The organism is Candidatus Paracaedibacter acanthamoebae, from assembly GCF_000742835.1.
GTDB classification, from domain to species: Bacteria; Pseudomonadota; Alphaproteobacteria; order Paracaedibacterales; family Paracaedibacteraceae; genus Paracaedibacter; species Paracaedibacter acanthamoebae.
In genome coordinates this window covers 1,744,437-1,770,394 of the sequence record NZ_CP008941.1, presented here as the reverse complement: position 1 = coordinate 1,770,394, position 25,958 = coordinate 1,744,437, and the positions used below count along the sequence as shown (strand labels likewise).

Below are 25,958 nucleotides of genomic sequence, written 5' to 3'. Positions count from 1 at the left end.
ATTATGATTGTAAATGATCCAATTGGAGATATGTTGACTCGCATCCGCAATGGTCAACGAGCAGGTAAATCATCTGTTAAGTCTCCTAATTCAAAAGCAAGAAGAGCAGTTTTGGATGTCCTTCAAAAAGAAGGCTACATTCGTGGCTACAGTACAGAACAAGTTCGTGCTGGTATCGAAAATATAGATATAGAGCTTAAGTATCACGACGGCTTGCCCGTTATCGAGATTATTCAGCGAGTTTCTAAACCAGGATTGAGAGTTTACTCTCCATCTAAGGATTTGGGTGCTTTCATGAGCGGTCTTGGTATTTATATTGTTTCAACTCCCAAAGGTGTTATGACCGATGTTGAAGCAAAAGAGCAAGGCATCGGCGGCGAAGTTCTTTGCAAAGTTTATTAAGGAGTAGCCATCAATGTCACGTGTAGGTAAAACACCAATTAAATTGCCCGCAGGAGTAAACGTAGCTATTGCCAATAATACAGTAGAGGTATCCGGCAAGCTTGGTAAGCTTTCTATGAAATATCTTGATGTGGTTACAGTAACGAATCAAGATGGTGTTGTTCAGGTTCAACCTGCGAACGACTCAAAAACAGCTCGTATTAACTGGGGGACAGTTCAACGCCGCGTTGCTAACATGGTTAGTGATGTAACAAATGGCGTTGACGTTAATCTAGAATTAATCGGCGTTGGATATCGTGCAAACGTTCAGGGGAATAAAGTTAACTTGCAATTAGGTTTTAGTCATGACATAGTTTATGATCTGCCTGCAGGGATTACTGCAAAGTCTGACAAGCCAACATCCCTAACGATTAGCGGTTTCGATCGTCAGTTAGTAGGGCAGGTTGCAGCAGAAATTCGCGCCTACCGGCGACCAGAGCCTTATAAAGGTAAAGGTATTATTCGGAATGGCGAATTTGTTCTTAGAAAAGAAGGTAAGAAGAAGTAGCAATGGCTAAAGTAGATCTACATACGCGACGCAAAGAACGTATTCGTTCTAAATTGCGTAAGGTAAGTTCTGGAAAACCAAGACTTACAGTGCATCGCACAAATAAATATTTGTACGTTCAAGTAATTGATGACGTTAAGTCCGTTACTGTGGCATCAGCCTCTACTCTTGAGTCTGCAGCAAAAGCAGATCTTAAGAGCAGTTCGAATGTTGAGGCAGCTAAATTAGTTGGAAAGCTGATTGCCGAACGCGCAACGAAAGCAGGAATTAAAGAAGTGGTTTTTGATCGCTCAGGCTATAAATTCCATGGTCGTATTAAGGCAATTGCCGATGCGGCTCGCGAATCTGGTTTGAGCTTTTAGGGTAGGGTCATGGCTAAAAATACAAATACAGAAAAACAGCGCGAAGAAGTTGAATTTATTGAAAAGCTCGTTAGCGTTCGTCGGGTTACAAAAGTTGTTAAAGGTGGTAAAAACCTACGCTTCACAGCTCTTGTCGTTATTGGTGATGGTAAAGGACGCGTTGGATTTGGCTCTGGTAAAGCCAGAGAAGTTCCAGACGCAGTTCGGAAAGCCTCTGAACAAGCTCGTCGCTCCATGATTCGCGTCCCCTTACGTGAAGGCCGTACAATTCATCATGATTTGACGGGACACTTCGGAGCAGGTCGTGTTTACCTTCGTGCAGCACCTGCTGGTACAGGTATCATTGCTGGTGGGCCAATGCGCGCAGTTTTTGAATCCGTTGGTATTCAAGACGTTGTCAGCAAGTCTGTTGGCACCTCTAACTACTACAACGTTGTTCGTGCGACATTTGATGCTTTGGTTAATGTCTCTTCACCGCGTGATGTGGCTACAAAGCTCGGTCGTAAAATTCCTGAGATCGTCGCTCGTCGCGATGCGTCCATGGCAAGGAGATAATAATGGCTGGTAAGAAAAAAGAAACAGCTGGTACTATTAAAGTTAAGCAAATTGGTAGTCCAATTCGCCGTGATGGCATCCAGAGATTGTACTTGAAATCACTCGGACTCGGAAAAATTAACCGCGTTCGGGAACTTCAAGATACACCAGCAGTTCGTGGGTTGATTACGCGTCTGCAACATATGGTTACAGTCGTAGAGTAAGGTTTAGAGCAATGACTATTAGATTAATTGATATTAGAGACAATAAAGGTGCTCGCACTCGTCGCAGGATTGTTGGTCGAGGGATTGGTTCCGGACTAGGTAAGACTTGTGGTCGCGGTGGTAAAGGTCAAACAGCACGGTCAGGTGTGGCGATTAATGGATTTGAAGGTGGTCAAAACCCTATCTACCGTCGTCTGCCAAAGCGTGGGTTTAACAATATTCATGCATCAAAGTATTTTGAATTAACTTTCGATAAAGTAAATGTCTTATTGGCAAATGGATTGGTTAAGGCTGGTGATACAGTAGATCGCAACTTTTTGATTCAAGCTGGGGTCATGAAGAAGTGGTATGATGCTGTTTCATTAGTTTCGACAGGCATACTTAAAGAGAAGGTTTCTTTCGAAGTGACTCGGACGACAAAAAATGCATCTGCGCAAGTTGAAAAACTTGGTGGTAAGATTGTAATTGCATAATTAAGGGGTAAGGTACCAAATGTCATCAGCTGTTGAACAACTCGCTTCAGGTTTTAGTTTATCTACTTTTTCTAAAGCAGACGATCTAAAAAAGCGAATTTATTTTACATTGTTAGCACTGATCGTTTATCGATTTGGTACCTATATTCCTTTACCAGGAATTAACCCAACTGTTATCCAAGAGTTTGCAGCTGCGAACTCTGGTGGCATTTTTGGAATTTTAGATATGTTCTCAGGCGGCGCAATCAGCCGTATGACCATATTTGCACTGAACATCATGCCCTATATATCTGCGAGCATTATTGTTCAGCTCATGACGTCAGTCTCGCCTCACTTGGAAGCCCTGAAAAAGGAAGGGGAGTCTGGTCGCAAAAAATTAAACCAATATACACGATATGGTACTGTTTTGCTGGCATCAATTCAAGCATTTGGTATTGCTGTTGGCTTAGAGAAGATGACCGTTGGTGTAGGATCTGCTGTCTTGAATCCAGGTTTTTTGTTCAAGTTTTCGACTATTGTTACACTCACTGGTGGTACCTTATTTATCATGTGGTTGGGGGAACAGATCACAAGTCGTGGATTAGGAAATGGGACATCCCTTATTATTTATTCAGGTATTGTTGCTAACCTTCCTCAGTCTTTTTACAAAACCTTTGTGGCAGCAGAACAAGGAGCAATCAAGACTTGGGTTCTTTTCTTGATTTTGGCAATGGTTGCTGCTGTTATCGCTTATGTGGTCTTTATGGAAAAGGCTCAGCGTCGGATCCTAATCCAGTATCCTAAACGACAAGTAGCTGCCGATCGACCTGCTACTGCACAAACAAGCCATTTGCCATTGAAGTTGAATAGCTCTGGCGTTATTCCTCCTATTTTTGCGAACTCTTTATTGCTGTTCCCGGCAACTATTGCTGGTTTTTCGGGGACAATGGATCCGGATTCAATCATGGGAATGATTTCCACATACATGGCGCACGGTAAGCCACTTTATATGCTATGTTCGACTGCTTTAATTATTTTCTTTGCTTTCTTTTATACAGCAATTGTTTTCAACCCAACTGAGACTGCTGAAAACTTAAGAAAGATGGGAAGTTTTATTCCAGGCATCCGACCTGGTAAAGCGACTGCTGATTATATCGATTACATTTTGACACGGTTGACAGTTATTGGGGCATTGTATTTAGCATCAATTTGTTTATTGCCTGAACTTGTTTTATCTAAAGTAGCATTACCGTTTTATTTTGGAGGAACGAGTATCTTAATCGTTGTGAGTGTAACTATCGACACAATTAGTCAAATGCAATCCCACTTGGTTGCTCACCAATATGAAGGGCTTATTAAGAAAGCTAAACTTAAAGGTAAGCTATAATGATACTGGTTTTATTTGGGCCGCCAGGGTCGGGAAAAGGAACTCAATCAGATTTGCTTCGGAATAGTGGGCATTTTGTTCATATTTCTACAGGTGATCTTCTGCGTAATGAAGTTGCAGAAGGTACTGAAATTGGGGGCATTGTAAAGGATATTATGTCGCACGGAGAATTTCCGAGCGATGATATTATCATGAGTTTAATTGAGAAACAACTTGATCTACATGAAGGTGAGCAAATTATTTGTGATGGTTTTCCCAGAACAATGAATCAAGTGCTTGCATTTAATACCCTTCTTAGTGTAAAAAGAGAAAATGTTGGTCTTGTTGTCAATCTAAATGTGGATCTCAGTCAATTGATTGAGCGTATCTCTGGGCGATATTCCTGCAAGGAATGTGGTGCAGTTTATCACGACACAAATAAGCGTCCGCTTAAGGATGGCGCGTGTGATCGTTGTGGTGGTTTAGAATTTGTTCGCCGCACTGATGATCAGCCGGATGTTCTTAAGAATAGGGTAAGAACGTATTTAGATCAAACCCAGGCCGTTTGTGATTATTATAGGCAAAAAGGTTTAGTGAAAGATCTTGATGCATCAAAAGATCCTGTGTCAGTAAATAATGATTTAAAAAGTTGTCTGACTCAGGCGGGTTTTATAATATAGGGAGAACTAGGCAGTGGCACGTATTGCTGGTGTAAACATACCAACACAAAAGCGAGTTATTATTGCGCTTACGTATATTTATGGTATTGGAAAAATTAAGGCTAAAGAAATTGTAGCCAAGTTAGGCGTTGATGAATCAAAGCGCGTTAACGAGTTATCAGATCAAGAAGTCTTGCGTATTCGTGAAATTATTGACGCTGACTATCTTGTTGAAGGTGATCTTCGTCGAGAAGTTTCAATGAACATTAAACGTTTAATGGACTTAGGTTGCTATCGTGGTTTGCGCCATCGTAAGGGGCTTCCCGTTCGTGGTCAACGGACGCATACTAATGCACGTACACGTAAGGGTAAAGCAGTTCCGATTGCTGGTAAAAAGATTGCTAAGAAGTAAGTAGTGAGTAGATAATGGCACAAAAGAATACATCGCGCGTAAAGCGTCGTGAAAAAAAGAATGTTGTAAGCGCCCAGGCGCATATTAATGCAACATTTAATAACACGATCGTTACAATTACAGACGAAAAAGGAAACGCGATTTCATGGTCCACAGCTGGTGCGATGGGCTTTAAAGGCTCTCGTAAGTCTACACCTTATGCGGCTCAAATTGCGGCAGATGAAGCAGCAAAGAAAGCAGCAGAACATGGTGTAAAGGATATTTCTGTTTTTGTTAAGGGACCTGGATCAGGTCGTGAAACAGCCTTGCGTGCATTGCAGGCGGCTGGTTTCAAAGTAACGTCAATTAAGGATGTAACACCTATTCCACATAACGGATGCCGAGCGCCAAAGCGTCGTCGCGTGTAATTGTTGTTAATTAGAATTAGTGGGGAATTCCAGTGCTTCAAAACAATTGGGAAGCGTTAATTAAGCCGAATAAGTTAGATGTAAAATACAGCAGTCCTGATTTACGTCATGCTGATGTCGTTGTTGAGCCTCTTGAAAGAGGGTACGGCCTAACTTTAGGAAACGCATTGCGTCGCATTCTTTTGTCATCGCTACAAGGGGCTGCGTTCACATCTGTTAAGATTGAGGGTGTTCTTCACGAGTTCTCTACAATTCCTGGCGTGATGGAAGATGTAACAGATATTATTCTTAACCTTAAGACGATTGGTGTTCGTAGCACAGTTGAGGGCGTTAAGAAAGTTAAGCTTGTTGCCAGCAGTAAAGGGCCTGTTTATGCGCGTCAGATCGAGTGTCCTACGGGAATTGAAATTCTTGATCAAGACATTATTATCTGCCATTTAGACGAAGGTGCAAAGCTTTCAATGGAAATGACTGTTGAATCTGGTAAAGGTTATATTCCAGCAAACAGCATTTCTCATGATGATAAGCCAATTGGATTAATTCCAATTGATGCAATCTTTAGTCCAGTAAAGCGGGTAAGCTATAAAATTGAACCTACACGTGTAGGGCAAAGAACTGACTTTGATAAGCTCATCTTGAACATCAGCACAGATGGATCCTTGAAGCCAGATGATGCTATCGCTTTAGCGGCTAGAATTATGCAAGATCAACTGCATAGCTTTATCAATTTTGATGAGCCTAAGGCAGCTGATAAAAAAGAAAGTAAAATTGAATTACCATTCAATCCAAATCTTTTGAGAAAAGTAGATGAGTTAGAATTGTCAGTACGGTCAGCAAACTGCCTCAAGAATGAAAATATCATCTATATTGGTGATCTTGTTCAAAAGTCAGAGCATGAAATGTTGCGGACACCTAACTTTGGGCGTAAGTCTTTGAATGAAATACGTGAAGTTCTTGAAACTATGGGATTAACATTAGGAATGATTATTCCTAATTGGCCACCAGAAAATATCGAAGAGCTAACAAAGAAATTAGAAGATCCTTTTAATTAAGAATTTTTGGAGTAAAAAATGAGACACGGTATAAGTGGTCGTAAATTTAATAGAACAAGTTCTCACAGAAAAGCAATGTTTGCAAACCTTTGCCAAGCTTTGATTGAACGTGAACAAATTGTAACAACTTTGCCTAAGGCAAAAGATCTTCGTCCGGTAATCGAAAAATTGATTACTATTGCGAAGAAAGGTGATCTACATTCACGTCGTATCTTGGCATCACGACTTCGGAGTGAATCCCATGCGGCAAAGTTAGCCAACGAACTTGCTGGCCGTTTTGCAGGTCGTCAGGGTGGCTATACGCGCATTATGAAGCACGGTTTCCGTTATGGTGACAACGCTCCAATGGCTGTTATTGAGTTTGTTGATCAAGCAAAATAATATCCTTAAAGATAGTATTTAAAAAGGGCGATATACTATCGCCCTTTTTTATGTTTGAGTACTTTAAAATCAAAATTATAACTCATTACTTTATTCGATTGAATGGTAAAGAGATTTGTGGCGTTGTTGCGTAAATGGGAAGCAAGAACAAACTCTCCCTTTTTCCCACAATTATTAGATTTTAACTGATTCCGGCATACCAAGATTAGTAAAAGTGTTCAAAATAAAGCACCCAAGATGTAATTCCGCATCTTGGTTATCCCATAATCTGGCATTAAGCTTACGACCGATCACCTCTTTATAGCGGTATATTGTATTTTCTACTTTTGCTCTCCTGCCATAATCATTTTCTGTTTGCCAGGCGTATAGTCCCTTTTTATTAATGTAATTAATATCCTTTTGTCTAACAGAGCAGTGCTTTTCTGACAGTGAAGGAGATCCTCGAGCTGGAGGAATAATGGGTTTAATGTTGACTGATTCTAGTTGGCTGTAAACATTTTGACCATCATAGCCCGCATCAGCAATAAGCTGCGTAATCTTTGTCGCATCCGCCTGTTTAAGGTGAGCGTCTAAACAAGATCTATCATCTGTTAAATGAGTGGTCATTATCCGAGAAACAATGAATCCCTTGCTGTTAATGCCAAAGTGAAGCTTACGCCAGGCTTTACGTTTGTATTGTTTGCCATATTTTGTTTCAAGCCACTCACTTTCTCCAAATACTTTAATGCCTGTGCTATCAATGACAAGATGACCGGCTTCATCCATTTTTTCTAATGAACGAACGTATGGTTAAAGGAACAATCCCTCGGCGTGATAGTCTTGTATAATTAGGAACATCTAATTGAAGGCCAAGGAGATGAAACAATGACTTGACCAACCCTTGAGTTTGCCTAAGTTTTTGTTTAAAGATGAGCCTTAATGTTAGCATGAGTGTAATCGCATGATCAGAATAATAAAGGGGCCGTCCTTTTTTAGGAATAGGAGATTTTTGAGCGTACCAGTTATGGGGAAGATCTTCACAAAGCCATAAAGTGAGATCTCCTCTGTTTATTAAAGCTTGATTATAGTCTGACCAATTCTGTAGGCGATAATGCTTTTGACGTTTATAAATAGCGCCTGAGCGCCTAATACGTTCTTTATAAGGCATAGGGCATCCTTTTTTATTTTAAAAAAGATACTTCCATTTACCTTTTATTGACAACCTTTTCTATTTACGCAACAACGCCGAGATTGATAAATCGCTTCTAATCCCATCAGGCGCATTAACCGTCGATTGCGCTTACGTCCAACACAATAACCTATACGGAATAGATGGCGCGCCATTTGACGAGAGCCATAATAAGGCGTCTTTAGAAAAAGCTTGTCAATTAGTCGCATCAAGCTCAGGTTTAAAGGACTTTCTCCCTTGGACTCATAATACCAGCTGGAGCGACTGGGGCTTAAAAGCTGGCATTGATGGGAAAGGCTTACAGTCTTGTTTTGAGGATCAATCATTTCTTTCCTCCGAGCAGTCCCAATCGTTTGGAGACAGTCTCTAAAAAATCTTTCTCCACCGTTAATTGACCAATTTTGGCGTGAAGTTCTTTGATGTCATTTATATAGTTGGCTTCCTGAATAGCTTGTTTTCCTGAAAAGATTTCACTCATTCGGGAGAGCGCTTCTCTTTTCCAGCGGTGAATTAAGGTTGAATGAACGCCAAACGGGACCGATAATTCAGCAATCGTGGCGTCCTCTCGGATCGCCGCTAACGCCACATGTGCTTTAAAATCAGCACTATGATTCCTTCGTATTCCACTCATCTTTCTAGTCCTTTTTTATTGAGGACTATAGCTTAGCATACTGTCCGATTTCTAGGGGCCACCTCTGTTGTGACTGGAAGCCCTAATACCTGAAGCCTGCCACAATGGCTGCTTAAAATTTTCCCTAATCTTATGTTAAATTATAATAATATGTAAATAAGACATATAAAAGAGAGCGGGTGACAAAACTTGATGGAGTCTCTTACCTACCATTTTCCTGCCCTCTTAAGCTGCTCACAGATTTCATCTACTTGACCCATTACAGATGATGCCGCTTTTTCTAATCGTTCTAAATTTTCCTCATCTACGCCTGCAAGGTCTATGGCTGCTTCTAAAACCGGCTGTACGCGTTTATAATTTTTTTTACCAAGCACGTATTTCATCTCTTTATGTACAGCCCAACTATTACTCTCCATAAAATAATCTGCTAGCACGGGTATCCATTTAGGTAAACAAGCATCAGCACCCGGCACAGAAAGCTTTTCTTGACTAACTACCCCTGTACCAAGGGAAAGCAAATAAACGTTGTCTGGCGTAGCGTTAAACTGTTTTTGCAGGCGGTTCCATACAAGTTGGGCAGGATTGTTACAGCAAATGCCACCATCTACATAATAAGTTACGGTGTAGCCTCTTTCATCTTCTGTCGGTTCTGTTACGCCTGCAGCTTGAAAATAAGTAGGTGCAGCCGAAGTGGCACGCATCACCTCTCGCATTAAAATTTCTCCTCCAAGTATTTTATTTCCAATATCTTTGCCTTCCTTACAAAATACACTCATATGCTTTGTTTTAAATTCTGTAGCAGTTATTAATATATTTGTTAAAGCATCGTTTAGGTAAAAATTCCCTACTTTTTTGCTAAGAAGTGTTTCATATTTATATGCTGAATATAAGGATCCTAAATATTTCCCAGCGGATTTAAGCTTATTCATCAAAGAAGTCGAGAAGACCTCAAACCTCTCTTCTCCTGTAAAGAGGCTTCCCAAACTCTTAACCGTATAGCGAGGGACTCTTCCTTCTTTTTCATGAGGTACAGTAAGACCTAAAGTAAGTAAAGCTCCTGTTGATGTTCCACCAATATAGTCAAAAAGCTCACAAATCGGCTTTCCGGTTTTCTTTTCGATCTCCTCAAGTATTCTAAGTGGGATCAAACCACGGATACCCCCTCCATCAATTGATAAGGCTGTATAAATCTTGTTGCGAGAGGGATTACTGCTTCCTTCTGCTTCAAAAGCTTCTAGCCTCTCGCGAAAAATATTGAAAAAAGATAACACTAAAGTAAATACCATAATATTTTTTTTAAAAGTTTTCTTAAACATACTGCACCTTCCTTTTAAAAACATTTTTTATTTCTATGTAAGCTACCAATCAATAGCAATATCGATTGGTAAAATACTCATATTAGTAATGTTCATTTTTCCTGTCATAAATATATAGAAGTTTGCGAGCCGTATCTTCGATCTCGCCTTTGCTTTTCAGCTTGTTTATTAAGTCCTTGCCGACCTCGTCAATTTTGATTATTACCTCATCTGTCGCGTCATCATATTTTATTTTCTCAATTTCTGATGTTGGAACAATGCGTTTATAGTTATCACCTAACAAACTTTTCATTTCGTGATTAACCCCATCATTTGCCCCTTCACGGAAATGGTTAATAAAGTAAGGGAGAAGCCATATGTTGCCCGTGTTTTTGTTTGTATCGCTTATTTGTACGTCTCCTCCGAGAGAAAGCATATAAATATTATTATGAGTAGCGACTTCACGCCCCTTTCTAAAATTCTCGTCTCGTGAGTTCTTCATAATCCTATTAACAATAAACTGAGATGAATTTATAAAAGAGATACAACCATCAATCAGGAGAGGGGTTGAAAAAGTAGCAGTCGAAACTCTGTAAGCTGGATATTGAGATACCACTGCGGTCGTTGCGCGTGCTACATCCCTTAGAAGGAAATTATATTTTTCGTCTCTTATTGCCTTTTCTTTAGTAAACAGGTAAGGTTTTTGCGTTTCTAGTTGGGTACTGGTAACAACGACGTCTGTGGTTAGGTCACTTAATGTTAATGGGCCAAACCAATTCTTTAAATGCTCTTCATATTGTTTTGGAGAATATCGAGAACCCCAAAAAAATTGTTTAATATAATTCTTCCTACTCTTAGGAAAAATGACGTTCTTAGCACCTATAAATATGTCTAACCATTCTCCTAGAGAAGGAGGTTGTTGATCTGGCATAGGGGGAGGCAAAGTTAAAGCAAGCGCCAGCGTCCCTCCTCCAGAAGTGCCACCAATGTAATCGAACATTTCTGAAAGATGTTTTTTTGGCGCATGCTCATGAATTGCATCTTCTAATGCAATAAGTACTTTTAACGATACTAAGGATCTGATACCTCCCCCATCAATTGACAAGCCCGCATATTCTACTCTGGATTCCATGGCTTTTAAAGGGGTTAATTGTAAGAAAAAGGTAAGTATTGGAAGCAAAAAGAATAATATTTTTTTCATCTCAGTTCTCCTGATCTAAAATAGCGTTAAGCTCTACAAGATTTTTCCTTTCATTAATTTTTTTTGGGATTACAGACTAAAACTGTATCTATATACAAAATTTAGAAACCGAGTTTTATATCTCATTCTCAAAATAAAAAAAAATAATTAAAAAAATACGTTAATCTTTATTTATAATTTTCTACTTAAAGGTCGAGTAGCCGCTCCTAGTTCCCCAGAAGCAGCCTTCTAAGAACCTTACTAGGTTTCGTCAAGCTGGTGAGGTAAAGAAGCAATTAATGTAAGATTCTTTCAAAAATGAAAGGAAGCCTTTGATTATGCGAGATCATTATAAAGGATACCGTCTTCCTAAAAGTGTTATCGGCTTTGCTGTCCGCTACTATTACCGTTATAAGATCAGCTTAAGAGATTTAAGCGAAATGCTTGAGGACAGAGGCCTCTCTGTCACTTACGAAATTATTCGAAATTGGTGTCAAACCTGGAGTCCTGTTTATGCCAGAGGTATTCGCCAGAAAAGAGGATCACCTTTTAAAGACAAATGGCATATCGATGAAGTGAGGGTAAAGATAAAAGGGGACGTCTTTTGGTTATGGCGACTGATTGATAGTGAGGAAGAAGAAATTGATGTGCTTTTACAAAGGAGAAAAAATGCCAAGTCAGCTATCCGATTTTTAAAGCGAGCACTTAAAAAATTAGGCATGTTTCCGCGCGTCATGGTGACAGATAAGTTGAGAAGCTATATCAAGGCCCATAGAGTTTTTACTCAAACCTGCTGAGCATCGATCTCACAAACGCTTGAACAATAGAATAGAAAATCAACTATGTTGTAAGCGGGATTGCTTTTGTGCATCCCATTCAACTATTCAAACGTATCGAGAGACGGGGCTAGAATACCTAGATTTTCACGGTTGCAAAACCAATAGTCATACGGTCGTTCACGCCCCCGCTCTGTTTCTGTCATGATAGGAAATAGAGTTTTACTCTCTTATAAGCAATATACCTTCTTATGTATATCATTCATAATTCTTTCTTTCATATTTTAGACTTACAATAGTCATCAGCCGACAAGAGAAAAAGAGAGACAAATGAGAGGTTTCAAAAGCGCACCAACTGCTCAACGTTTTTTGAGCAGTATGGGTGCTTTTCTTAACCTCTTATAAAAGTAGGACGATATAGACAGAGTGCCATAGAGTATTGACAAAAGTTTATCCAATCCATTGATATCTTTAACTTTAATAAGATTGTGGCTCCTCACTACCATTATGCCTAAAGGAAGGCAGAAGGAACGTCTATTTTTTTCTCTCTGAATGACAACTTGACGGCTCTAATTTCCATAACTCATTTAACCACTGTGTAGTATGCTCAACACCTTTATAGATTGTTCCCCTACTTACTTACCAATTAGAAAAAATGGATGAATCCGGTCATCTTGTCATTGATAGTACAGGTATTAAAGTATTTGGAGAAAGTGAGTGGCTTGAAACCAAATATGGCAAACAATACAAACGTAAAGCCTGGCGTAAGCTTCACTTTGGCATTAACAGCAAGGGATTCATTGTTTCTCGGATAATGACCACTCATTTAACAGATGATCGATCCTGCTTAGACGCTCACCTTAAGCAGGCTGATGTAACAAAAGTAAAAGAGCTTATTGCTGATGCGGGCTAGGATGGGCAAAATGTTTACAGCCAACTGGAATCAGTCAACATTAAACCCATTATTCCTCCAGCTCGAGGATCTCCTTCACTGTCAGAAGAGCCCTGCTCTGTTAGACAAAAGGGTATTAATTACATTGATAAAAAGGGACTATACGCCTGGCAAACAAAAAATGATTATGGCAGGAGAGCAAAAGTAGAAAATACGATATACAGCTATAAAGAGATGATCGGTCGTAAGCTTAATGCCAGGCTATAGGATAACCAAGATGCCGAATTACATCTTGGGTGTTTCATTTTGAACACTTTTACTAATCTTGGTATGCCGGAATCAGTTAAAATCTAATAATTTTGGGGAAAAGGGGAAGTTTATTCCTGCTTCCCATTTACGCAACAAAGGCACCTTAAGCAGGCGGATGCGACAAAGATTACGCAGCTTATTGCTGATACGGGCTATGATGGTCAAAATGTTTACAGCCAACTAGAATCAGTCAACATTAAACCCATTATTCCTCCAGCTCGAGGATCTCCTTCACTGTCAGAAGAGCACTGCTCTGTTAGACAAAAGGGTATTAATTACATTAATAAAAAGGGACTATACGCCTGGCAAACAGAAAATGATTATGGCAGGAGAGCAAAAGTAGAAAATACAATATACCGCTATAAAGAGGTGATCGGTCGTAAGCTTAATGCCAGGTTATGGGATAACCCAAGATGCGGAATTACATCTTGGGTGCTTTATTTTGAACACTTTTACTAATCTTGGTATGCAGGAATCAGTTAAAATCTAATAATTTTGGGAAAAAGGGAGAGTTTGTTCTTGCTTCCCATTTACGCAACAACGCCAGGTGAAACAATGACGTGACTAACCCTTGAGTTTGCCTAAGTTTTTGTTTAAAGAGGAGCCTTAATGTTAGTATGAGTGTAATGGCATGATCAGAATAATGGAGGGGCCGCCCTTTTTTAGGAATAGGGGATTTTTGCGCGTACCAGTTATGGTGAAGATCCTCACAAAACCATAAAGTGAGATCTCCTCTGTTTATTAAAGCTTGATTATAGTCTGGCCAATTCTGTAGGCGATAGTGCTTTTGACGTTTATGAATAGCGCCTGAGCACCTAATACGTTCTTTATAAGGCATAGGTCATCCTTTTTTATTTTAAAAAAGATACTTCCATTTACCTTTTATTGACAACCTTTTCTATTTACGCAACAACGCCGTAATATGGGGGTCATTTGGATTTCTTGAATTTAAACAATAAGTTTCAGCCAAAGTAGCCCCTTCTTTTAATGGAAAATTATTCTTATTAATTTCATTTATATTTACTTGCCGCGTCATCAATTTTCGGCTTACCCATGAATAAGCGTGTTCAAGTTCAGCCCAGTCCTGGTCTTTTTGATGACAAAAGTAAGAGGGAAGGGAACCTTGATCTATCCAACTTTGCAATTTTTCCTTGATGGAAGGAAGGAGGGGAGAGAATGCTAAGTCAAGGTTGACTGTTGACCCCCCACCGTCTGTTGCTCCATTGCGAATAATAATATTGCTGTTTATTGCTCTACGCAAGTTATTGGATTCCATAAGCTCAGGAGATAACTCAGTTAAAGTGCTTAATGGCTTTACAAATGAGCCCGCTTCAATCAGAACAATCTTGCTACCGCTTTTTTTGCGGGTCAGTTCATGGGCAATGACGCTGCCTGCTGGGCCACTTCCAATGATGAGATAATCAATTTCACCATCCGCATGAATAATTTCTTTTCCTTTTATTGATAACCTTGAGGGAGGGACGGCATATTCTACATTATAAATTGGCGGTTTCTTTTTGTCAGTGATACCTGCAATTTCATTCGTGAGAGGGGAAGAATAAATAATATACAGCCAAACTTGGCGAAGCTGAAGCAAGTGTCTTCTTACTTGCGGTGAAACCGATTCCATATGTGACTGACTAAATTGATCAGATCGATAGAACTTGATCAGCGTTGAGCGTGTAAGTCTCTTTGAAATTGTTGAAGAGTATTTCTGATAGATTGGAATCATTTTTAATCTTATACCAGGTGACTTCTTTATAGAAAAATCTTTTAAGCTGTTGAAAGCGTGACAAAGTTGGTTGTAGGGGGGGCTTACTAGGGAAATAGAGATCAGAGAGATTATTGTACACTTCATACCGTGCATAAGTTCCTGCTGCACCAAAAAAATGGTTGCCGTGATAAAGACTGCCAGCTCCAATCAGTAATCCTAGAAAGATTAGTGTTTTTTTGAGTTTCATCGACTATGCTTCGAGATTATAATCATCGGTAAAATGTATCACTCTTATTAGTAAATTAGAATTACTGTTTTAAATGCTTTTCTGTGTCGGGGAGGTTAGGTAATTACTTGTGAGGTAAGAGGATTTCTGAAGGTAAAAAAAATTATTTTAATTTTAAGAAATGTGGAGAAAAAGAAAGGGAGAATAATTTCTCCCCTTTTTTATTTTACATCAGCCCAAATCTTACGCTTGCTGAGATACATGACGACGGACATAATCAATAAATAGAACAGAATTTTTATGCCCATGGCCTTACGGTCATCTGATTCAGGTTCAGACGCCCAGGTTAAAAAGGCGGTAACATCATGCGCCATTTGTTCAACCGTGGCTTTTGTGCCATCTGAATAAGTAACTTGGCCTTCCGTATGTAAAGGTTGGGCCATAGAAATTTGACCGCCAGGAAAGTAAGGATTGTAATGACGGCCTTCTCCGACCTCTACTCCTGTGGGTGCCTTTTGGTAGCCGGTTAATAAGGAGTAAACATAATCTGGCCCCCCTTTGCGAGCTTTTACTACCGTTGATAAATCAGGTGGATAAGCACCGTTGTTAGCTGCTCTGGCAGCTTTCTGATTGGGATAAGGACGGGGAAATTTATCAACAGGGGTTGCTTTCCGTTCAATAGGTTCCCCATCCGCATTGAGGTCTGGTACTTTGTATTCGGCGGCTAAGGCTGCAACTTCATCTTTCGTTAGGCCAAGGTTGGATTTACGGATATCATGAATATCCTTGCCTTTCCCTTGGAGATTACCAATACGTAGCTGGTATACCCCATGACAAGATGAACAGACATTTTTATAGACTTCAAAGCCCCGTTGGAGCTCATCCCGTTTAAAAGTGCCGGTATGCCCTTTGAAAGAGAAAACAACTTTTTTAGGAGGTGCCGCATCCGATTCAGCTTGAGCCGACTTAAAGGTTAACCCAAAGGATAATAGAGAAATAAGAATTACTTTTTTCATGTTATTTCCCCTCTGTTAGGACTGGGTTGCTGATGCTCATGGGTAAGGGAGGAATTGGCTCATACTTGTTCAGTAATGGAATTAAGACCAAGAAATGGAAGAAGTAGTAAGCTGTACACAGCTGCCCAAGGATAACAAAGGCGCCTTCTGGCGGATTAGCACCCACCCATCCTAATATTAAGCAGTCTAACATCAAAAGCCAAAAAGCAATACGATAATAGGGACGGAATTTTGCACTACGTACCGGATGTTTATCCAAGAATGGTAAGATGAACAGCACAATAATCGCACCGAACATCGCAATAACACCTGATAGCTTGTCTGGAATAGATCGCAGAATTGCATAAAAGGGTAGGAAATACCATTCTGGTACAATGTGCGGCGGAGTTACCAGGGGATCGGCTGGAATATAATTGTCGGGCTCTCCGAAGAAATTGGGAGCAAAGAAGACAAAATACATATAAACCAACAAGAATACACTGAGTCCAAAGGCATCCTTAATGGTGTAGTAAGGGTGGAATGGAATGCTATCTTCTGGCCCTTTACGATCAATACCAAGAGGATTGTTGGAGCCAAATTGATGCAATGCAACTAAGTGCAATATACTGACCCCAACAATTAAAAACGGTAGCAAATAATGCAAAGCAAAGAAACGGTTTAGGGTTGGATTATCGACAGAAAAACCGCCCCACAGCCAGCTCACAATGGATTCACCCACCACAGGAAAGGCAGAGAAGAGGTTTGTAATAACGGTTGCTCCCCAAAAGCTCATTTGGCCCCAAGGCAAAACATAACCCATAAAAGCAGTTGCCATCATTAACAAAAGAATAACGACACCGATAATCCACAGCAATTCCCGAGGTGATTTATAAGATCCATAATAAAGGCCGCGGAAAATATGGATATATACCACGATAAAGAACATGGAGGCGCCATTCATATGCAAATACCGTATCAACCAGCCATAGTTAACCTCGCGCATGATTCGTTCAACCGAATCAAAAGCCAGTTGAGTATTCGGAACATAATGCATGGCCAGGAAGACACCTGTCAAAATCATGATCACCAGCATAATGCCTGCGAGCGATCCAAAGTTCCAAGCATAGCTTAAGTTTTTTGGGGTTGGGTAGTCCCGAAGTTCATGGTTAACTAAGGTAAAAATTGGGAGACGATCGTCAATCCATTTAATGATACTCACGCTTTTTCCCCAATTCTAATAACTTTGTTGTCATTCAAAAATGTATAAGCTGGCACCGGAAGATTCGTTGGCGCAGGTCCACTAATAATACGGCCAGATCCGTCATATTTTGACCCATGACAGGCGCATAACCATCCATCTGCCCCTTCGACGAGATTTTTTCTTAAGGTTGGAATACAGCCAAGGTGGGTGCAGACGCCAATAACGACAAGCCAGTCCGGCTGCTCTACGCGCGCTTGATCTGTTTGTGGATCTTTCAACTCTTTTAAAGGAATTGCGCGGACAGCTTTGACTTCTTCTTCGGTACGACGTTTAATAAAGATGGGCTTGCCGCGCCACATGGCGGTTAAAGACTCACCCGGATTCAATTTGGATACATCCACGTCAACGGTGGATGAAGCCAAAACATCCTCCGCCGGATTCATGCTTTGAATGAAAGGAACGATAGCGGCACCGGCTCCGACTGCGGCAAAAGCGCAGGCCGATATATGAATAAAGTCGCGTCGTGTTGTCTGTGGCGAATCATCAGAAGTTTTTTGGTTTGTGGCCACCCCGAGCCCCTTTTCGATAAAATTATTTCTATTTAATTTAACCCTGATTTCCTTTGTTTTTGAATGCGACAGCATGACGCAGATGGAACGTTCAGGTTTCTAATATACTTAATGAAACTCTCATCTTGTGATAACAGTGAAGGGGAAGTTTCGTGCTAAACTGGAATGATATTATTAGATATGCCATGGAGGGGAACCCTGTTCCCGATCATCGCGTGGAAAAAACAGAAGCTGAATGGTTGCAGCTGTTAACGCCTGAAGAATTTAGGATTACTCGCCAAAAAGGAACTGAAGCCAGTTATTCGGGTGCTTTATGTCATCTCTATGAGCCTGGGATTTATGCCTGTATTTGCTGTGATAGTGCTCTTTTTGAGGCACGTCTTAAGTTTGACTCCGGTACCGGCTGGCCTAGTTTTACGCATCCTATTCAAGATAACGCTGTCAAATATGAGATGGATAGATCATTAGCACAAGTCAGAGTAGAAGTAATGTGCAACACCTGTGATAGTCATTTAGGTCATGTTTTCCCGGATGGGCCTGAGCCAATGGGATTGCGGTATTGTATTAACTCTGTCGCAATTCAGCTGACAGCATTATAGATAAGAGAGGTGTTAAAGAGCAGGTTATTTAGCTCTCTATCAATAACATGCTTTGTTGAGATACAGATTTTGTGGCATTTTTGCTGCAAGAGATTTGATAAAAAGGCCACCACTGATAATGAATGATTTATTGTCGTCTATTCCAAACCCCCATGCACCGTTGGCTGAACGGCTGCGACCCTTGCATATTTCTGAGGTTGTCGGACAAGACCATCTAACAGGAGCAGGGGGAATTTTAAGTCGACTTCTTGCTGCTAAAAAATTACCATCCCTCATTTTATGGGGCCCTCCTGGTACAGGGAAAACAACACTAGCTCGGCTGCTTGCAACTGAGACAGAGCAAGAGTTTGTTCAGTTATCAGCGGTTTTTTCTGGCGTGGCAGACTTACGTAAGATTTTTGATCACGCGCAAGGGCGTAGCGGCATCCTGTTGTTTATCGATGAAATTCATCGATTCAATAAGGCGCAACAAGATGCCCTCTTAGGGCCGATTGAAAGTGGATTGATTACCTTAGTGGGGGCGACAACCGAAAATCCGTCTTTTGCGTTGAATTCTGCTTTGCTGTCGCGGGCGAGAGTTTTAACGCTGAATCTACTCGATGAAACGGCGTCAGAGCAGTTGCTAGAGCGAGCAGAACGGTTGACGCAAAAACGCCTTCCTCTCATGCCGCAAGCCCGGACAGCCTTAATTCAAATGGCAGGGGGGGATGGGCGGAATTTATTAAATCTGGTTGAAACTGTGCTGGATTATCAAGATGACCATGATTTAACAGCCGAGGAGCTGGGGGAACGTATACAACGGCGGTTAGCCCTTTATGATAAAAACCAAGATTTTCACTATAATATTATCAGTGCCTTTATTAAGTCCATGCGTGGATCTGATCCTGATGCTGCGTTGTATTGGTTTCAGCGCATGGTCGAGGCCGGCGAGCCCCCCTTATATATTGCGCGCCGAGTTGTTCGATTTGCCGCCGAAGATATTGGCTTGGCTGACCCCCAGGCCCTAATGCATGCAATGGCAGCTCATCAAGCCTACGAACGATTAGGGTCACCCGAAGGGGAGTTGTCTATCGCGAATGCTGTTGTTTATTGTGCAACAGCGCCAAAATCCAATGCTGTTTATTTGGCATTTAAAGCAAGCGCCAAAGTTGCTGCTGCAACAGGAGAAAAATCTCCCCCCAAACATATCCTTAATGCTCCAACTAAATTGATGGAGCAAGAAGGATATGGCAAAGGCTATCAATATGATCATGATAGTGAGGGGGCTTATTCAGGGCAAAAATTCTTTCCGGATGATATGGCCGAGACTCAATTTTATTCTCCTGTGGAGCGTGGCTTTGAACGAGAAATTCAAAAGCGTCTGGATTATTGGCAGGCAATTCGCCATAAAAAACGAGCCATGAAGAAGGGCTAAAAATTTCCAGTGAGCAAGCAATAGAGACCTAAAGGAAGATATATCCATACCAACCCACCCAAAAATTAACGTCAATTCGATATCAGATATGATTTATACAGGTGTTTTCACCGTAATTTTTTTATTATAAGGAACATTGGGCGACGTAATCGAAAAAATTTTGAATCGCCGCCTTAAGCTTTCTATGACGCCCACCTTAACCTTTAGAGAAGCTATATATTTCATTCTTCCTTATATCGTCTTGCAAAGTTGTACCAGCTTCTATAAAAAACTTTATTAATGAACTAATCCGTCCGCCTTCCAGAATACCATTGTTAGAATCATGCACATGAATAGAAGTGGTAACTTTATTAAGTGTTAAACTTATTCGTGAGCCACTGCGAGAATTATCTATTTCTCCACCTAGGCCCCTTTAGGAGACGTTTCACAACGCCAAAACGAAGATTATTATGAAGATAGGTAATTAGTGTCTCCATAAAATACAAATAGTTGTATTCATAATTCTTTGACACAATAATCTGATCAGATTTCTTCTTTTGAAGCCTACCTTGCTGCTCTAAATCCTGAAGGCGTGCAGCTAAATTGCAAGTAGCCTGTTAACGATTGTGGAAACCTCTTCCAAAAGGTTATTGTGAAGCGTTGTTTATGGTTATAATTTAGGGTTTTTTAACCACTTAATTTCGTTAAATTTGCTTTACTCTCAAATCATCATTTAAAGAGGGAGAAAGACAAATGAAACTTAAAAAACTGGTTGCTTTTGTTGTAACACCTATTGCGCTGATAAGCTGTAGTAATGAGACGCCGCAGGGTATTAGTGGAACCTTAACAGATACCCGACTTCAAGCGAGTCTTATGCCTTTTGTTGCCACCACAGTGCGTGCCAATACCAGCTGTAAGGAAGATATAGGCCTTCAAAATGTTAAGAAAATGTATGTGACACGGCCTTATAATGGCCAATCTTGGAGCGAACACTGGGTTGTTCGGGCCTGTCAGAAAGATTATGATGTCGATATTAATTTCTCTACCCATCCAATCAGAGGCACCAGCTTTAACGTAGCGATGCTGAAGGATCAATAAAAAGGGCTAAGCATTCTATTGAAATATTATAGAAAGGAGAGGGAAGCAAACCCCCTCCTTTTTTGACTATTTACAGAGCCCTTTGCGGAAATGATGACAAGAATCCCTTAATTTCCTTTAAGAGAGATGAGAGTAAATTAGTTGGTGCTTGAGCACAAACTTGCCACCAGGGCCGTTAGATCACCCATACGATTTGAGAAGCCCCATTCATTATCATACCAAGAAACAACCCGACAGAATTTATCACCCACAACTTGAGTTTGGGTTGTATCAAAGTTAGAACTATAAGCACTGTGATTAAAGTCGATTGAGACGAGGGGTTCTGAGTTAATAGACAGAATTTTGCCCAGGGCGCCCTCGGATGCTTTTTTCATCAACTCATTAATTTCCTTTACTGTGGTTGATTGACCTGCAACAAATGTTAGGTCAATCATGGAAACATTTGCTGTGGGGACGCGAACGGCACAGCCATCGAGCTTACCTTGTAGTTCGGGGAGAACTAATCCTAAGGCTTTGGCTGCCCCTGTTGTTGATGGAATCATGGACATGGCGGCTGCTCTCGCACGATGCATATCGCTGTGCAAGGTATCGACCAAGCGCTGATCACCTGTATAAGCGTGAATAGTTGTCATGTACCCCATCTCTATGCCAAGCCCTTGATGCAGAACCTTGGCAACAGGGGCTAAACAGTTGGTTGTGCAAGAACCGCAAGAGATCACATGGTGATCCTTTGTCAAGGTTTCATGGTTAACGCCCATCACAATAGTGGCATCGGCTCCTTTCGAGGGTGCCGATACAATCACCTTTTTAGCCCCAGCTGTGAGGTGCTTAGCTGCTTGATCTTTATCGGTAAAGCGACCACTGCATTCAAGGACAATATCAATACCAAGCTCTTTCCATGGCAGTTTTTCTGGGTTAGCTTCGGCAATCACCTTCATAGCGCCCAGACCAACATCCATTGTGTCAGCTGTGGTCACGACAGTGCCTGGGAAACGCCCATGGATGGAATCATATTTGAAGAGATGGGCGTTTGCGTCCAATGATCCAAGATCATTGAGCGCAACGACCTGAAATTCAGATCGTTTGTTTTCAGCCAGGGCTCGCAAAATCATGCGACCGATGCGACCAAAGCCATTTATTGCGACGCGAATAGTCATTAAAGAGTCTCCATTAGTTGGTATTAAGTAAGGTTAAAATTTTAGGGCGGAGGGAGTGCCAGAAAATAGCTAGTTCTTTAAGAATCGATGTGTCAATAAATAAGTCAATGTCGCCGCCGTGGTCGTCAAGATTGACGCGGGAGCCAAAAAGCCATAGTGGATCACTATCGCAGAATAGTTCCTTAAATCGATTTTTGATGGCCGTCATTTCTTGGTCGTTGATGCACATCCCCTTAGTCATTCTTTTGAATCTGCTTTAAAATTTTTGGCACGATCTTTTCAACAGTTAGGCCGAATTTATCATATAAATCTTGATAGGGTGCCGAGGCTCCAAAACTTGGAATGCCAAAAATATGGTCTGACTCACCCACGTATCTTTCCCACCCATAGGGAGAGGCTGCTTCGATCGCAAAACGAGGCGCTGAGCCCAATACAGATTTTCTATAATCCTTGGGTTGTTCATCAAACAATCGTGTACAGGGCATTGAAATAACCGTTGCTTTGATGGACTGCTCTGCCAATGTTTCGGCAACCTCAACAGCAAGGCCAACTTCGGACCCCGTGGCAATAAGAGTTAAGTCTCGTTGCTCAGCATCTCCCCATGCCACATATCCCCCTAATCCTGATAAATTCTTTTGACTATCTTTTAAACGAATTTGTCTGACATTTTGACGGGTGAGGGCAAGAACACTTGGCCGATCGGGAGTGTTCAAGGCTAAGTCCCAACACTCAGTGACTTCAATCCCATCGGCCGGACGAAAAACATTCAAGTTGGGAATTGCCCTGAGGGCTGCGAGATGTTCTATCGGCTGATGAGTGGGGCCGTCTTCCCCCAATCCAATGGAGTCATGGGTCAGTACATAAATAACCGGTTGATGCATTAAAGCCGATAGCCTGAGGGCGGGACGTAAATAGTCACTAAAGATCAAGAATGTTCCTCCATAGGGTCGGAAACCGCCATATAAGGAAAGACCATTCATAATTGCCGCCATGCCATGCTCCCGCACACCATAATGGATATAGTTCCCAGCAAAATTATCGCGATTAATAATGCGTTGAGGTTTTGCCTTTGTATTATTAGATCCCGTTAAGTCAGCAGATCCGCCGATTAACTCTGGCATCAACGGTGCTATACGTTCTAAGACCTCTTGAGAGAGTTGGCGGGTGGCTCTTTCTACCGGCATATCTATATAAGATAAGATAACAGATTTAAGAGCATCCTTAACGGATGGTTGTCGTTCATGGTTGAGGCGACGAGAGATCTCTTTGGAGTCAGGATGTCTGTTAAAATGGGCTTCCCATTCTTGACGCTTTGCTCTATGTCGCTCACCTGCTTCTCGCCATTCAGCCAAAATGTCCGCTGGAATGTCAAAGGGTTGGGCATCCCAGTCAAGATTTTGCCGCATTTGAGCAATTTCATGGGGGCCTAAGGGGGAGCCATGGCTAGAGGAAGTTCCTGCTTTCGTTGGTGCCCCTTCAGCAATCCGTGTTTTACAGCGAATAAGGATAGGACGTTGAGCTTGTTGAGCGCGGCTGAGAGCGTTAGCAATGGCCTCAAAGTTATGACCATCAATTGTCAGAATTTCCCAATAGCAGGCTTCAAATCGACGCTGAGTATCATCGGTAAAAGCCAGATTAGTATCGCCATCGATGGAAATGCTGTTGTCATCATACAAAACAATAAGGTTTTTCAAACCCCAATGTCCAGCCAGAGAGATGGCTTCTTGAGAGATTCCCTCCATTAAATCACCGTCGCTGGCAATAACATAGGTTTTGTGGTCAACCAGATCAGGAAATTCAGCATGAAAGATTTGTTCGGCTAACGCCATGCCGACCGCATTACTGATTCCTTGGCCTAGAGGGCCGGTGGTGGTTTCAATGCCGGCCGCATGACCGTATTCGGGATGGCCAGCAGTTTTAGCATCTAATTGACGAAAGTGACGCAGCTCTTCCAGTGTAATATCTTTATATCCTGTTAAATAGAGAAGAGAGTAAAGCAGCATAGAGCCATGGCCGGCACTCAGGATAAAACGATCTCGGTTCGGCCAGTGGGGTGCGGCTGGATCATATTTTAAGAAATCACGAAATAGGACGGTTGCAACATCAGCCATCCCCATGGGCATGCCGGGGTGGCCGGATTTTGCTTTTTCGACCGCATCGGCACTTAGAAATCTGATTGCATTGGCCATCGGCTTATAAGGTGCTTGATCTTGTGGTTTTATCGCAGTTTGCACGGTATATCCCTCTCTTATTTTATGGTTAAGATTACCTTGAATGGCGTAAAAGGGTCAACGATATATTGGTTATTGAGCTTGCTTACGACTCTGCGCAAATGGGTAGGTCAAAAAATCACTAAAATCTCATGTTTAAAATTGATGATTTTTGAATCATTATGAAAGGTAGAGTCCTTCAATGTTTTAATTTATGCTGGCAATCAGAGCTCTATATCGCTAAAATTGTTGTGATGATGGCTGAAAAGTCTTGGAAGTCATAAGTTTTTCTGGCAAGGTAAGGCTTTCTAATTTCCCATAAAATAGTTAAGAGGGATTTTATTTAACTATTTATTTAGATTTTAGGATACATACTTATAATTGAAAAGGGCACTTGTGATCATTGTCTTTTTTGTAAAAAAGATTATGATACATAGGAGATTTTAGGAGTCAAGCATGAGTAAAACCAGTGGAACAGATGTTAAGAACACTTTGTATTGTTCTTTCTGCGGTAAAAGCCAGCACGAGGTGCGTAAACTCATTGCGGGACCGACAGTTTTTATCTGCGATGAGTGTGTAGAGCTATGTACGGATATTATTCGGGAAGAAAGCCGTGCTACATTTTCTAAAGATGCTGAGGGTATTCCCTCACCAATGGAAATCTGTAAAGTTTTAGATGAATATGTGATCGGGCAGGAACAGGCTAAAAAAGTTTTGTCGGTGGCGGTTCACAATCACTATAAACGGTTGAATAACGGTGGCAAAGGAGCCGATATTGAGATTGCGAAGTCCAATATCCTGTTGGTTGGACCCACCGGGAGTGGTAAGACTTTACTAGCCCAAACGCTTGCTCGTATTATTGATGTCCCATTTACCATGGCAGATGCGACGACGCTGACAGAAGCTGGGTATGTTGGTGAGGATGTAGAAAATATTATTTTACGCTTACTTCAAGCAGCAGATTATAATGTTGAGCGCGCCCAACGCGGCATTGTTTACATTGATGAGGTTGATAAGATTTCTCGTAAATCAGACAATCCATCCATTACCCGTGATGTGTCCGGGGAAGGGGTGCAGCAGGCGTTGTTGAAGATCATGGAAGGTACAGTGGCGTCAGTTCCACCACAAGGCGGCCGGAAGCACCCGCAGCAAGAATTCTTGCAGGTTGATACGACAAACATTTTGTTTATTTGTGGCGGAGCTTTTGCGGGAATTGATCGAATCATTTCAAGCCGTGGTAAAGGTGTTGCAATTGGGTTCGGCGCTGATGTTCGAGGACCTGATGATCGGACGCCGGGTGAGATCTTGCAAGATTTAGAACCAGAAGATTTATTGAAATTTGGTCTCATTCCAGAATTCATTGGTCGCTTGCCGGTGATTGCTACATTGACCGATTTGACAGCCGAAGTTTTGGTTGAGATTTTGACTAAACCTAAAAATGCTTTGGTTAAGCAGTATCAGCGACTCTTTGAAATGGAAGACGTGAAGCTTTCCTTTACGGAAGATGCATTGATGGGGGTTGCGAAAAAAGCGATTGCTCGCAAAACAGGGGCACGTGGTTTAAGGTCGATTCTTGAAGCTATTCTACTTGATACAATGTTCGAATTACCAAGCTATGAAGATGTGGAAGAAGTTGTTATCAATAAGGAAGTTGTGGAAGGACGGGCTCAACCATTAAAAATGCTTGCACAGAAGCGAGCAGATAAGACAGGATCTGATAACTAAAAAGACAATAAGAGGGTAAGTA

Annotated in this window: 29 protein-coding genes and 5 pseudogenes; 20 read left to right on the top strand and 14 right to left on the bottom strand. The window is 41.3% G+C overall.

All coding sequences use genetic code 11. The features are described from left to right. Positions 1-3 precede the first annotated feature (3 nt). From rpsH to rplQ, 12 genes are read left to right on the top strand one after another with little or no spacing between them, the layout of a single operon-like run. On the top strand, positions 4-402 hold the full coding sequence (gene rpsH / locus ID47_RS08000; protein ID WP_038465426.1) for a 30S ribosomal protein S8: 399 nt from the start codon (positions 4-6) through the stop codon (positions 400-402). A gap of 13 nt (positions 403-415) precedes the next feature. Beyond that, positions 416-949, top strand: coding sequence for a 50S ribosomal protein L6 (gene rplF / locus ID47_RS07995; RefSeq protein WP_038465424.1), 534 nt, complete (start codon positions 416-418; stop codon positions 947-949). A gap of 2 nt (positions 950-951) precedes the next feature. Beyond that, positions 952-1,311 (top strand): 50S ribosomal protein L18, encoded by a 360-nt coding sequence (gene rplR / locus ID47_RS07990; RefSeq protein WP_038465422.1) that lies wholly within the window; start codon positions 952-954, stop codon positions 1,309-1,311. A gap of 9 nt (positions 1,312-1,320) precedes the next feature. Continuing rightward, complete coding sequence (gene rpsE, locus ID47_RS07985; RefSeq protein ID WP_038465420.1) at positions 1,321-1,866, top strand: 30S ribosomal protein S5; 546 nt, start codon at positions 1,321-1,323, stop codon at positions 1,864-1,866. A gap of 2 nt (positions 1,867-1,868) precedes the next feature. Beyond that, positions 1,869-2,069, top strand: coding sequence for a 50S ribosomal protein L30 (rpmD, locus tag ID47_RS07980; protein ID WP_038465419.1), 201 nt, complete (start codon positions 1,869-1,871; stop codon positions 2,067-2,069). A gap of 17 nt (positions 2,070-2,086) precedes the next feature. After that, positions 2,087-2,542: a 50S ribosomal protein L15 gene (gene rplO, locus ID47_RS07975; protein ID WP_038467447.1), complete on the top strand. Its 456-nt coding sequence runs from the start codon at positions 2,087-2,089 to the stop codon at positions 2,540-2,542. A gap of 19 nt (positions 2,543-2,561) precedes the next feature. Continuing rightward, complete coding sequence (gene secY, locus ID47_RS07970; protein ID WP_038465417.1) at positions 2,562-3,908, top strand: preprotein translocase subunit SecY; 1,347 nt, start codon at positions 2,562-2,564, stop codon at positions 3,906-3,908. Beyond that, positions 3,908-4,567 carry an adenylate kinase family protein gene (locus tag ID47_RS07965; RefSeq protein WP_038465415.1) on the top strand — a complete coding sequence of 220 codons (660 nt, stop codon included), beginning with the start codon at positions 3,908-3,910 and terminating at the stop codon, positions 4,565-4,567. The genes secY and ID47_RS07965 overlap by 1 nt, the downstream gene beginning before the upstream one ends. Positions 4,568-4,580: 13 nt before the next feature. Beyond that, on the top strand, positions 4,581-4,958 hold the full coding sequence (rpsM, locus tag ID47_RS07960; protein WP_038465413.1) for a 30S ribosomal protein S13: 378 nt from the start codon (positions 4,581-4,583) through the stop codon (positions 4,956-4,958). 14 nt (positions 4,959-4,972) lie between these two features. Next, positions 4,973-5,365: a 30S ribosomal protein S11 gene (rpsK, locus tag ID47_RS07955; protein WP_038465411.1), complete on the top strand. Its 393-nt coding sequence runs from the start codon at positions 4,973-4,975 to the stop codon at positions 5,363-5,365. Positions 5,366-5,397: 32 nt separating this feature from the next. Then, positions 5,398-6,417, top strand: a complete 1,020-nt coding sequence (locus tag ID47_RS07950) for a DNA-directed RNA polymerase subunit alpha (RefSeq protein WP_038465409.1) — start codon at positions 5,398-5,400, stop codon at positions 6,415-6,417. A gap of 18 nt (positions 6,418-6,435) precedes the next feature. After that, positions 6,436-6,798 (top strand): 50S ribosomal protein L17, encoded by a 363-nt coding sequence (gene rplQ, locus ID47_RS07945; protein WP_038465407.1) that lies wholly within the window; start codon positions 6,436-6,438, stop codon positions 6,796-6,798. 174 nt (positions 6,799-6,972) lie between these two features. Here the strand turns inward: rplQ and ID47_RS12455 are convergent. The 5 genes and pseudogenes from ID47_RS12455 to ID47_RS07920 all read right to left on the bottom strand — a co-directional run bounded on the left by ID47_RS12455 (position 6,973) and on the right by ID47_RS07920 (position 11,093). Next, positions 6,973-7,945 (bottom strand): annotated as a pseudogene (locus tag ID47_RS12455) (IS5 family transposase). 44 nt (positions 7,946-7,989) lie between these two features. After that, positions 7,990-8,292 carry an IS3 family transposase gene (locus tag ID47_RS07935; RefSeq protein WP_051908761.1) on the bottom strand — a complete coding sequence of 101 codons (303 nt, stop codon included), beginning with the start codon at positions 8,290-8,292 and terminating at the stop codon, positions 7,990-7,992. Continuing rightward, the gene (locus ID47_RS07930; RefSeq protein ID WP_038465405.1) at positions 8,289-8,597 is read right to left on the bottom strand and encodes a transposase; all 309 of its coding nucleotides are present in this window, start codon (positions 8,595-8,597) and stop codon (positions 8,289-8,291) included. Before ID47_RS07930 ends, ID47_RS07935 begins: the two co-directional genes overlap by 4 nt. Positions 8,598-8,803: 206 nt before the next feature. Continuing rightward, entirely contained in the window at positions 8,804-9,913 is a 1,110-nt protein-coding gene (locus tag ID47_RS07925; protein ID WP_038465403.1) for a patatin-like phospholipase family protein, read from the bottom strand. An 82-nt stretch (positions 9,914-9,995) separates the two neighbouring features. Then, positions 9,996-11,093, bottom strand: a complete 1,098-nt coding sequence (locus tag ID47_RS07920; RefSeq protein WP_038465401.1) for a patatin-like phospholipase family protein — start codon at positions 11,091-11,093, stop codon at positions 9,996-9,998. Positions 11,094-11,410: 317 nt separating this feature from the next. On the opposite strand from ID47_RS07920, the gene ID47_RS07915 reads away from it, so the two are divergent. From ID47_RS07915 to ID47_RS12450, 4 genes and pseudogenes are all read left to right on the top strand, one after another. Continuing rightward, complete coding sequence (locus ID47_RS07915) at positions 11,411-11,869, top strand: IS6 family transposase (RefSeq protein WP_051908760.1); 459 nt, start codon at positions 11,411-11,413, stop codon at positions 11,867-11,869. Between the two features lie 273 nt (positions 11,870-12,142). Continuing rightward, a pseudogene (locus tag ID47_RS13945) lies at positions 12,143-12,232 on the top strand (IS6 family transposase); the annotation flags it as partial. A 241-nt stretch (positions 12,233-12,473) separates the two neighbouring features. Beyond that, positions 12,474-13,094: pseudogene (locus ID47_RS12685) on the top strand (IS5 family transposase); the annotation flags it as partial. 54 nt (positions 13,095-13,148) lie between these two features. After that, positions 13,149-13,539, top strand: a pseudogene (locus ID47_RS12450) (transposase); the annotation flags it as partial. 54 nt (positions 13,540-13,593) lie between these two features. Here ID47_RS12450 and ID47_RS07900 read toward each other — a convergent pair. From ID47_RS07900 to petA, 6 genes and pseudogenes are all read right to left on the bottom strand, one after another. Beyond that, positions 13,594-13,887: pseudogene (locus tag ID47_RS07900) on the bottom strand (transposase); the annotation flags it as partial. 60 nt (positions 13,888-13,947) lie between these two features. Continuing rightward, positions 13,948-14,646, bottom strand: a complete 699-nt coding sequence (locus ID47_RS07895; protein ID WP_038465392.1) for an NAD(P)-binding protein — start codon at positions 14,644-14,646, stop codon at positions 13,948-13,950. Positions 14,647-14,698: 52 nt separating this feature from the next. Continuing rightward, positions 14,699-15,010: a hypothetical protein gene (locus ID47_RS13290; protein WP_038465390.1), complete on the bottom strand. Its 312-nt coding sequence runs from the start codon at positions 15,008-15,010 to the stop codon at positions 14,699-14,701. A 200-nt stretch (positions 15,011-15,210) separates the two neighbouring features. After that, positions 15,211-16,005 carry a cytochrome c1 gene (locus tag ID47_RS07885; protein WP_038465388.1) on the bottom strand — a complete coding sequence of 265 codons (795 nt, stop codon included), beginning with the start codon at positions 16,003-16,005 and terminating at the stop codon, positions 15,211-15,213. Position 16,006: 1 nt separating this feature from the next. Continuing rightward, complete coding sequence (locus tag ID47_RS07880; protein WP_038465386.1) at positions 16,007-17,203, bottom strand: cytochrome b N-terminal domain-containing protein; 1,197 nt, start codon at positions 17,201-17,203, stop codon at positions 16,007-16,009. Then, complete coding sequence (gene petA / locus ID47_RS07875) at positions 17,200-17,754, bottom strand: ubiquinol-cytochrome c reductase iron-sulfur subunit (RefSeq protein WP_038467441.1); 555 nt, start codon at positions 17,752-17,754, stop codon at positions 17,200-17,202. Before petA ends, ID47_RS07880 begins: the two co-directional genes overlap by 4 nt. A 152-nt stretch (positions 17,755-17,906) precedes the next feature. Between petA and msrB the strand changes: the two genes are divergently transcribed. From msrB to ID47_RS07860, 3 genes are all read left to right on the top strand, one after another. Beyond that, positions 17,907-18,353 carry a peptide-methionine (R)-S-oxide reductase MsrB gene (gene msrB, locus ID47_RS07870; protein WP_038465384.1) on the top strand — a complete coding sequence of 149 codons (447 nt, stop codon included), beginning with the start codon at positions 17,907-17,909 and terminating at the stop codon, positions 18,351-18,353. Positions 18,354-18,471: 118 nt separating this feature from the next. After that, complete coding sequence (locus ID47_RS07865) at positions 18,472-19,767, top strand: replication-associated recombination protein A (RefSeq protein ID WP_084675994.1); 1,296 nt, start codon at positions 18,472-18,474, stop codon at positions 19,765-19,767. Positions 19,768-20,499: 732 nt separating this feature from the next. Beyond that, positions 20,500-20,844, top strand: a complete 345-nt coding sequence (locus ID47_RS07860; RefSeq protein WP_038465382.1) for a hypothetical protein — start codon at positions 20,500-20,502, stop codon at positions 20,842-20,844. A gap of 137 nt (positions 20,845-20,981) precedes the next feature. On the opposite strand, the gene gap is transcribed toward ID47_RS07860, so the two are convergent. The 3 genes from gap to tkt are packed head-to-tail and all read right to left on the bottom strand — an operon-like array spanning position 20,982 to position 24,235. Continuing rightward, positions 20,982-22,001, bottom strand: a complete 1,020-nt coding sequence (gene gap, locus ID47_RS07855) for a type I glyceraldehyde-3-phosphate dehydrogenase (RefSeq protein WP_038465380.1) — start codon at positions 21,999-22,001, stop codon at positions 20,982-20,984. A gap of 13 nt (positions 22,002-22,014) precedes the next feature. Beyond that, positions 22,015-22,242: a hypothetical protein gene (locus ID47_RS07850; protein WP_038465378.1), complete on the bottom strand. Its 228-nt coding sequence runs from the start codon at positions 22,240-22,242 to the stop codon at positions 22,015-22,017. Beyond that, complete coding sequence (tkt, locus tag ID47_RS07845; protein WP_075261587.1) at positions 22,235-24,235, bottom strand: transketolase; 2,001 nt, start codon at positions 24,233-24,235, stop codon at positions 22,235-22,237. Before tkt ends, ID47_RS07850 begins: the two co-directional genes overlap by 8 nt. Before the next feature lie 432 nt (positions 24,236-24,667). On the opposite strand from tkt, the gene clpX reads away from it, so the two are divergent. Further along, positions 24,668-25,936, top strand: coding sequence for an ATP-dependent Clp protease ATP-binding subunit ClpX (gene clpX / locus ID47_RS07840; protein ID WP_038465376.1), 1,269 nt, complete (start codon positions 24,668-24,670; stop codon positions 25,934-25,936). Positions 25,937-25,958: the final 22 nt, after the last annotated feature.